This is a genomic window from Desertibacillus haloalkaliphilus, assembly GCF_019039105.1.
GTDB classification, from domain to species: domain Bacteria; phylum Bacillota; class Bacilli; order Bacillales; family KJ1-10-99; genus Desertibacillus; species Desertibacillus haloalkaliphilus.
On the sequence record NZ_JAHPIV010000068.1, the window covers coordinates 1 to 568 of the forward strand.

Below are 568 nucleotides of genomic sequence, written 5' to 3' on the forward strand. Positions count from 1 at the left end.
TCTTTCCTTCTTCTTTTCCCCTCCCCCTTCTTCTCCCTTCCTTTCTTTTTTTCCCTCCTTCCTCCTTTTTCTTTCTCCCTTTCCTTCTTTCTTTTTCTTCCTTTTTTTTTCCTTTCCTTCCTTCCCTCTCCTTTCTCTCTCTTCCCTCCTCCTCTTTTTCCCTCCTCTCCTCTCCCTCCCTTTTCTCTTTCTCCCCTTCTTTTCTTTTTTCCCTTCCCTTTTCCTTCTCTTCCCCTTTCCCCCTCCTCTCTCCTCTTTCCTTTTCTTCCTTTTTCTCTCTCCTTCCCTCTTTTTTCCCTTTTTCTTCCCCTCTTTTTTCCTCTTTCCTCTCCTCCCTTTTCTTTCCTCCTTTTTTTCTCTTTTCTCCTCTCTCCCTTTTTTTCCTCCCCTTTTTTTCCTTCTTCTTCTCTTCTTTTCTCCTCCCTTCTTCTTCTTTCCCTCTCCTCTTCCCTTTTCCCTCTTTTCTCTCTTTTCTTTTCCTCTCTTTTTCCCCCCTCTTTCTCCCTCCCTTTTCCTCCTTCCTCCCTCTTCCCTCCTCCCTCTCCCTCTCCCCCTTTCTCTCTTCCCC

General features: G+C 45.6%; 1 protein-coding gene. It reads right to left on the minus strand.

Translation table 11 applies throughout. From position 1 onward, the window contains the following. Positions 1-568: hypothetical protein (locus KH400_RS29610; RefSeq protein ID WP_217227928.1), on the minus strand; the 568-nt coding region annotated here is incomplete at both ends.